The sequence below is a fragment of the Actinospica acidithermotolerans genome (assembly GCF_018139625.1).
GTDB classification, from domain to species: domain Bacteria; phylum Actinomycetota; class Actinomycetes; order Streptomycetales; family Catenulisporaceae; genus Actinospica; species Actinospica acidithermotolerans.
On the sequence record NZ_JAGSOH010000195.1, the window covers coordinates 1 to 8,082 of the forward strand.

Here is an 8,082-nt window from a genome sequence, read left to right on the forward strand (position 1 = left end):
CGGCGCGGTCGGCTGGGGCCGGCCGGCGGTGTCCCGGTGCGGCGGTTCGATGCCGGGTTCGATCATCTCGGGTTCCCTCCCCGGTTCTTCGGTGCGCGAGCGGCGTCGATGTGACGCCTCTCACCAGGATGACGTCTTGACGGGGCGTCCGGTTCGATCTGCGGTGCCTTTGCCTCGGATGCGCCGGTAAAACCACCCGGCTGCGCCCCCCCGCATGGCACGGGGTGACTAGGCGTGACGGGTGAGATACGGTCGTGTGACGGCGCGTCAGGCGTCGGCGCGGCGCCGCGCGGCGCGTGCTTTGCGAATCAGGAGGGGCCCGTGGACATTTAGTGACCTTCCCGGGGGGTAGGGATGGGGCCGGAGACACTTTGGGGTCCTTTCGGCACGGACCGCGGTGTGTGAGTGAGGACGCGGCGGGATCCGTGCTGCCGGATTCCGCGGACAAGGGCTTTGAGGGGATTGACCGGGCGTGGGTGAGCGGGTTGCCGCGGCGGAGCTGGCGTTCGACGGTCGGGACCGGGAAAGGTTCCGCTCGCGGCTGACGGCGTGCCAGGACGTGTTCGAGCGGATGCTGGCGCAGGACCTGTTCGAGAAGAACAGGAAGCTTTGCGGGATCGAACTGGAGATCCATCTGATCGACGGGCAGGGCCGTCCGTCGATGGTCAACCGGCAGGTGCTCGAGCGGATCGCCTCGCCGGACTTCCAGACCGAGATGGGCCTGTTCAACCTGGAGATGAACATCGCCCCGCACAAGATCGTCGGCACGATGTTCTCCGAGCTGCGCGAGGAGATGGACACCGCCCTGCACTACGCGGACCGGGTCGCCGGGGGCTACGGCGCGGGGGTGGCGCTGATCGGGGTGCTGCCGACCCTCGACGGGGCGCACCTGGTGCGGGAGAACTTCACCGACGAGGACCGCTACGTGATGCTCAACGACCAGATCGCGGTGCTGCGCGGGGAGGACTTCCAGCTGCGGATCGAGGGCGAGGGCGAGGAGCTGGACGCCGCGTTCCCGACGATCATGCCGGAGGCGTGCTGCACCTCGGTGCAGTTCCACCTGCAGGTGACCCCGGACGGGTTCGCCCGGGCGTGGAACGCGGCGCAGGCGATCGCCGGCCCGCAGGTCGCGCTGGGGGCGAACTCGCCGTTCCTGCTGGGCAAGAAGCTGTGGCACGAGACGCGGATCGCGCTGTTCGAGCAGGCAACCGACTTCCGCACGGTCGAGCTCGCCGCGCAGGGGGTGCGGCCGCGGGTGTGGTTCGGCGAGCGGTGGGTGCGCGGGCCCGCCGAGCTGTTCCGCGAGAACATCAAGTACTTCACCTCCTTGCTGCCGCGGGTCGGCGGGGAGGACTCCGAGGCGGTGCTCGCCGCCGGCGGCATCCCGCACCTGCCCGAGCTGCGGCTGCACAACGGCACCGTCTACCGGTGGAACCGGCCCGTCTACGACGTCGCGCGCGGCAAGCCGCACCTGCGCGTCGAGAACCGGGTGCTGCCGGCCGGCCCGACGGTGGTGGACGTGCTGGCGAACGCCGCGTTCTTCTACGGACTCGTGCGCGCCCTCGCGGACGAGGAGTCCCCGGTCTGGCGGCGCCTGGCGTTCTCCGAGGCGCGCGAGAACCTGCACCGCGCCGCCCGCGACGGGATCGGCGCCGAGATGGCGTGGCCCGGGCTCGGCACCGTGCCCGCCGGACGGCTGGTGACCGAGGTGCTGCTGCCGCTGGCCGCGCAGGGCCTGGACGCCTGGCGCATCGACCCGCGCGAGCGCGACCTCTACCTCGGCATCATCGAGGGCCGCGCCCGCAGCGGCCGCAACGGCGCCGTCTGGCAGATCGAGCAGGTCGACTACCTCGAGCAGAAGACCGGGATGAGCCGCCCGGACGCGATCGCCGCGATGACCCGCCGCTACGCCCGCCTCGGCCGCGCCGGCGCCCCCGTGCACACCTGGCCCGTCGGCGGCGTCTGACCCGCAGGACAGGGCCCGGAGGCCGACGCGGAGCGGGGAGCGGACCGGGAGTGCCGCAACGGTCCGGCGCGGCGCCCTGCTGCCGTCGGCTGCTGGACCAGCGTTCGCCGTGGCCGGTCCCGGTGTCGCCGGGTCACGGGCCATCGGCACCGTCCGGGGCGGTGCCCTGCTGGGCCGTCGGCTGCCGGACCGGCGTTCGGTGCGGCCGGTCCTGGTGCCGCCCGGGTCACGGGCCATCGGCACCGTCCGGGGCGGTGCCCTGCTGGGCCGTCGGCTGCCGGACCGGCGTTCGGTGCGGCCGGTCCCGGTGTCGCCGGGTCACCGCCGTCGGCGCCGCCCGGCGCGGATCTTCACGTCCTGGCCCTAGGATCACGCTCGTGACGGAGCAGGCGAGCGATCAGGCCGGCGGGCGCGGCCGGGCAGAGGGCGGCTGGGCCTACGGGGCGAACTGGACCAGGAGGCTGATCGCGTTCGAGGTCGCCGCGGTGCTCGCGGTCGGGCTCGGGCGCTCCGCGGTCAACTCGGTCATCTCGCTGATCGGCTCGCTCACCGAGGTCAAGTCGATCACGAAGCTCTCCACCCAGTCCGTGGCGCTCAACGCCTCGGCCAGCTCCCGGCCGTGGCTTAACCTGACCTGGCAGGTCTACGGCATCGCGTTCGGGCTCGCCCCCGCGCTGCTGGTCGCCTACCTGCTCACCCGCGAGGGGATCGGGCTGCGCGGGATCGGCGTCGACCGGAGCCGGCCGTGGAAGGACCTCGGGTACGGGGCGGCGGTGGCCGCGTGCATCGGAGGGGCCGGGCTCGGGCTCTACCTCGGCGCGCACGCCGCGGGACTGGCCGTCACGGTCGTGCCCACGACGCTGCCGGCGGTCTGGTGGCGCATTCCCGTGCTCGTCGGGTCGGCGTGGGAGAACGCGATCGTCGAGGAGATCACCTGGAACGGGTACCTGCTGCGCCGCTTCGACCAGCTCGGCTGGTCGCGGAACCGCTCCGACGCGACCAGCGCCCTGATCCGCGGCAGCTACCACCTCTACCAGGGACTCGGCGGGTTCTTCGGCAACCTCGTCATGGGGCTGATCTTCGCGAAGCTCTACCGGCGCTGGGGGCGGGTGATGCCGCTGCTGATCGCGCACGGGCTGATCGACACCGTCGCGTTCGTCGGCTACGTCCTGCTCGCCGGGCACGTCGGCTGGCTGCCGACCTGAGAGGCCAGAACGACCTCTGAGCCCGCCCGGGGACGCCGGGCGGGACACGTCGGATGGTGGGAAGGGTGCCGCGGCGGTGCTAGGCGGCCTGCAGCGCGGCCTCGGCGCCCGCGAGGGGCGCGAGCGGGGCCGCCGGCGCGAGCTGCTCCAGCGGCGTCAGCGGCGCGAGCGCGGCGTGATGCCGGTCGAGCCGGGCCCGCAGGCGGGTCTTGACGGCCTGCCACTCGGGGGCGAGCAGCGAGTAGAGATGCGAGTCGCGCACCCCGCCCTCGGACGCGGGGAAGTGCGCGCGCCGGGTGCCCTCGAACGTGGCGCCGAGCTCCATGATCGCCCGATGGGAGCGGGCGTTGCGGGTGTCGGCCTTGAGCGAGACCCGGTGCACCTGCCAGGTCTCGAACGCGTGCGTGAGCATCAGCAGCTTGGCTTCCAGGTTGATGCCGGTGCGCTGGGCGCGCGGCGCCAGCCAGGTCGAGCCGATCTCCACGGCGTCCGGGATGCCGGAGGGGTTGGTCCGGCCGTGCCGCGGCGGCCATACCCCGGCGTTCCAGTACTCGAGCTCCCGGAACCGGGTGGAACCGACCACGCGCCCGTCGCGCAGGTCGATCTGGGTGAACGCGAGCGCGACGTGCGCGTCGAGGTCTTCGAGCGCGACGTCGAGGTAGCGGCGCACGGCCGCGGCGTCCCTGGGCACGTAGGTGTACCCGAACGATGAGCGATCCTCGGTGGCCGCCTGGAGCAGCTCGCCGAGGTGTTCCTCGCGCATCGGTTCCAGCCGCACGAGGCGGCCGGTCAGCGTGATGGGTGCTGGCATGGCGGCAATGATGCATCCTCGGGGGCACTTGGCGAAAGCGGCCCGCGGCAATTCACTCCGGAGTATGAGGGTCCGTGCGTAACCGGTGACGGTAGGTGATGAAATCCCCAGCTCACGCGCGGTTTCCGGGTGAACGGCCGGTGGCCGGGCGGTGGCCGGTCCGGCGGGCGCGCGGGGCGCGGGCGTGCGAGTCTTGACGGCGGGGGCCCCGGCGGGGAGGATGGCCTCGAAAGAACATGAACGCGCGCTCACGTTCTGTGGGCGGCACCGAGGCAGGAGGGCCCGAAGTGCTCCTTCCCGACGAACGCGCCGCGCTCGCCGAGGCCGGCCGGCGGCTGGCCGGACGCGGGCTGGTCATCGGCACCAGCGGCAACCTCTCCATCCGGCACGGCGACCTCGTCGCCGTCACCCCCACGGGAGGGGTCATCGGCGAGCTGACGGCCGAGCAGATGACCGTCATCCGCCTCGAGGACGGCGCCGTCGTCGACGGGGAGCTGGCGCCCACAAGCGAAGTGCCGATGCACCTGGCGATCTACCGCTCGAGCTTCGCCAACGCCATCACGCACACGCACGCCACCACCTCCACCGCCATCGGCCTGGTCGCCGACGAGATCCCGCTCGTGCACTACGCGATGCTCGGCCTCGGCGGCGCCCTCAGGGTCGCCGACTACGCCTGCTACGGCACCGACGCCCTCGCCGAGCTCGTCGTGAAGGCCCTCGAGTTCAAGCAGGCCGCGCTCATGCGCAACCACGGCTCCATCGCCGTCGGGCCGACGCTCGCCAAGGCCGTCGACAATCTCGAACTGTGCGAATGGGCCGCCCAGACCTACCACCAGGCGCTGCTCGCCTCCGCTGTCACCGGACGCGCCCCCCGCGAGCTCACCCAGGCCGAGCAGGAAGAGGTCATCATGGCCGCCCTGTCCACCGGCTACGGCACCACCAAGAAGATCAAGCCCGAAGACGAGGCGGAGTAAGCACCGTGAGCAGCTACGGCATCAGCCGGTACCCGGACGTCAAGGCCGTCGAGGCCCGCCTGGAGACCCTCACGCACACCCCGATCCGCACCCTGGGCGCGGACCGGCTCGCCGAGTACCACGCCTGGTACGAGCAGCGCACTCCCGCCTCCAAGCAGGCCGCCGCCGAGGCGGAGGCCGTCATCCCCGGCGGCGTGCAGCACAACCTCGCGCTCAACGACCCCTGGCCGCTGTCGGTCGTGCGCGCTGAAGGCGCCTACCTGCACGACGCCGATGGCAACCGGTACATCGACTTCCTCCAGGCGGGCGGCCCCACTGTCCTCGGCTCCAACCCCCCGGCCGTGCGCGCGAAGGTCCTCGAGTTGCTTGAGCACTGCGGCCCGGTCACCGGCATGCTTCACCCTGCCGAGACGCGGCTCGCCAAGCTCATCCACGACTTCATGCCTGCTGTGCACAAGTTCCGCATGCTCGGCTCTGGCACCGAGGCCGTCATGGCCGCCATCCGCGCCGCCCGCGCCCACACCGGCAAGGCGCACATCATCAAGGTCGGCGGCGCCTATCACGGCTGGTCCGACCAGGTCGTATACGGGCTGCGCATCCCCGGCACCGGCTCCCTGGAGGCGGCCGGCATCCCCAAGACCGCGCTCGCCAATACCGCGGAGACCGCCCCAGGCGACCTCGAAGCGCTGCGCGCCAGGCTTGCCGCCAACGCCGCCGAGGGCGGCACCGCCGCCGTCATCGTCGAGCCCGTCGGACCCGAGTCCGGCACACACCCCGTCACCCGCGAGTTCAACGCGCAGGTGCGCGAACTGTGCGACGAGTTCGGCACCCTGCTGATCTTCGACGAGGTCGTCACCGGCTTCCGCCTCGGCATGGGCGGCGCCCAGGGCTACTACGAGGTCACCCCCGACCTGACCGTCTTCGGCAAGTGCGTGGCCGGCGGCTACCCCGGGGCGGGCGGGGTCGGCGGACGCGAAGAGGTCATGGCCGCCTTCGCCGGCGGGCTCACCGCCGCCGGGCAGCGGGCCCTGACCGGCGGCACCCTGTCCGCCAACCCCCTGTCGTGCACGGCCGGCTACCACACGCTGCTCGAGATGGACCGCCTCGACGCCCCCGCGAAGGCCGGAGCCGCGGGCGACCGGCTCCGCGAAGGACTCGACGCCCTGATCGCCCGGTACGAGCTGCCGTACGTCACCTACAACTTCGGCTCCATCGTCCACCTGCACACCTCCGGCGTCCTTCACCTGTCCCTCAACGACCCCGAGTTCTTCGACAAGCTCGGCCCCCGCAAGGACATGCTCGAGCACATGTCCATGGCCTTCGCCGCCGAAGGCGTCATCACGCTCGCCGGATCCCGCATCTACACCTCCATGGCCGACACCGACGACGTCGTCGACGAGGCTCTCGCCGCCTTCGAGCGCGTGTTCGCGAAGATCCAGCCCGCCTGATGCCGGACGCCCTCACCGAGCCGCTCGTCCTCGGCGTCGACCTGGGCACCGGCGGCCTGCGCACCGCGCTCGCCACCGCCCGCGGCCGGGTGCTGCACGTCGCCAAGCGCGACCTGCCCACCCGGCTGCTGCCCGGCGGCGGCGCCGAGCAGGACCCCGAGGACTGGTGGCGGGCGTTCGCCGACACCGTCAAGGAACTGCTCGCCGCCCGCCCGGAGACCGCCGAGCGCATCAGTGCCCTGTGCTTCTCCAGCCAGTGGGGCGGGCTCGTGCCCGTCGCCGCCGACGGCACCCCCACCCACCCCGCCGTCATCTGGATGGACGCCCGCGGCGCCCGCTACGCCCAGGCCGCCACCGGCGGGCACCTGACCGTCCCCGGGACCGGCTACGGCGCCCGGAGACTGCGCACCTGGATCGCCAGGACCGGCGGCGTGCCCACCCGCAGCGGCAAGGACCCCGTCGGCCAGAGCCTCTGGCTCCGGCACGAGCGGCCCGAGGCGTACGCGGCCGCCCGCTGGCTGCTCGACGTGCCCGAATACCTCACCATGCGCGCCGCCGGACGCGCCGTCGCCGCCCGCGACACCGCCGTCCTGCGCTGGTGCACCGACAACCGCGACCCGGACTCCCTCGCCTGGGACCCGCGACTGGCCCGCATGGCAGGGCTCGAGATCGCGAAGCTCCCCGAGCTGGTGCCCGCCGCCACCGTCGTCGGCACCCTCACCGCCGAGGCCGCGGGCGACCTCGGGCTGCCGCCCACCGTGAAGGTCGTCGCCGGCACCGGCGACACCACCGCCGCCGCGCTCGGCGCCGGAGCCGTCCGCGACCACGACGCCCACCTGTACGTCGGCACCAGCGCCTGGCTCTCCTGCCACGTCCCGGCCAAGAAGACCAGCCTGCTCGACAACATCGCCTCCCTCCCGGCGGCCGTCCCCGGCAAGTACTGGGTCGCCACCGTCCAGGACGTCGCCGGACGCGCCGTCGACTGGCTCATCGAGAACGTCCTGGCCGACCCCGACCACCCGCGCAGCCCCGAGGCCCTCGACCGGCTCACCGAACTCGCCGAATCCGCCCCGCCCGGGGCCAACGGCGTCCTGTTCGCCCCCTGGCTCAACGGCGAGCGCACCCCCGTCGACGACCCCGCCCTGCGCGGCGCCTGGTTCAACCTCTCGCTCGCCACCACCCGCGCCGACCTGGCCCGCGCCGTGTTCGAGGGCATCGCCCTCAACACCCGCTGGATGCTGGAGGCCGTCGAGAAGTTCACCGGACGCCACGGGAAACCCGGCGGCATCGGCGCCATCCGCTTCATCGGCGGCGGCGCCTCCTCCACCCTCTGGTGCCAGGCCATGGCCGACGTCCTGGACCGGCCCGTCGACCAGATCGCCGAACCCCAGCTCGCCAACGTCCGCGGCGCCGCCCTGCTCGCCGGCGTCGCCCTCGGCGCGACCGACTGGGACCGCATCCCCGACCTCGTCGCCGTCGAGCGCCGCTACGAGCCCGACGAGGCCAACCGGGAACGCTACGACACCGCGTACGCGGCCCTGCGCGCCCATTACAAGGGCAACCGCGCCCTCTACGCCCGCCTCAACCGGCCCGCCGCATCCTGAACCCCGCGCGCCGACCCCGGCGCGGGCCGCGAGACCCGCGGCCCGGAACGGGGGCGGCGGGCGAGGGGCACGGG

6 protein-coding genes are annotated in these 8,082 nt (G+C 73.0%); 5 read left to right on the top strand and 1 reads right to left on the bottom strand.

What is annotated here, in order from left to right; all coding sequences use genetic code 11:
* Positions 1-472 precede the first annotated feature (472 nt).
* The gene (locus KDK95_RS33095; RefSeq protein WP_212522307.1) at positions 473-1,966 is read left to right on the top strand and encodes a glutamate-cysteine ligase family protein; all 1,494 of its coding nucleotides are present in this window, start codon (positions 473-475) and stop codon (positions 1,964-1,966) included.
* Between the two features lie 377 nt (positions 1,967-2,343).
* Positions 2,344-3,171 carry a CPBP family intramembrane glutamic endopeptidase gene (locus tag KDK95_RS37960; protein WP_212522308.1) on the top strand — a complete coding sequence of 276 codons (828 nt, stop codon included), beginning with the start codon at positions 2,344-2,346 and terminating at the stop codon, positions 3,169-3,171.
* A gap of 79 nt (positions 3,172-3,250) precedes the next feature.
* Here KDK95_RS37960 and KDK95_RS33105 read toward each other — a convergent pair whose 3' ends face one another.
* Positions 3,251-3,982 (bottom strand): GNAT family N-acetyltransferase, encoded by a 732-nt coding sequence (locus KDK95_RS33105; RefSeq protein WP_212522309.1) that lies wholly within the window; start codon positions 3,980-3,982, stop codon positions 3,251-3,253.
* Positions 3,983-4,269: 287 nt separating this feature from the next.
* Between KDK95_RS33105 and KDK95_RS33110 the strand changes: the two genes are divergently transcribed.
* From KDK95_RS33110 to KDK95_RS33120, 3 genes are read left to right on the top strand one after another with little or no spacing between them, the layout of a single operon-like run.
* Positions 4,270-4,956 (top strand): class II aldolase/adducin family protein, encoded by a 687-nt coding sequence (locus KDK95_RS33110; RefSeq protein WP_212522310.1) that lies wholly within the window; start codon positions 4,270-4,272, stop codon positions 4,954-4,956.
* A gap of 5 nt (positions 4,957-4,961) precedes the next feature.
* Positions 4,962-6,404, top strand: coding sequence for an aspartate aminotransferase family protein (locus KDK95_RS33115; RefSeq protein ID WP_212522311.1), 1,443 nt, complete (start codon positions 4,962-4,964; stop codon positions 6,402-6,404).
* Positions 6,404-8,008 (top strand): xylulokinase, encoded by a 1,605-nt coding sequence (locus tag KDK95_RS33120; protein WP_212522312.1) that lies wholly within the window; start codon positions 6,404-6,406, stop codon positions 8,006-8,008. The genes KDK95_RS33115 and KDK95_RS33120 overlap by 1 nt, the downstream gene beginning before the upstream one ends.
* The last annotated feature ends 74 nt before the right edge of the window (positions 8,009-8,082 follow it).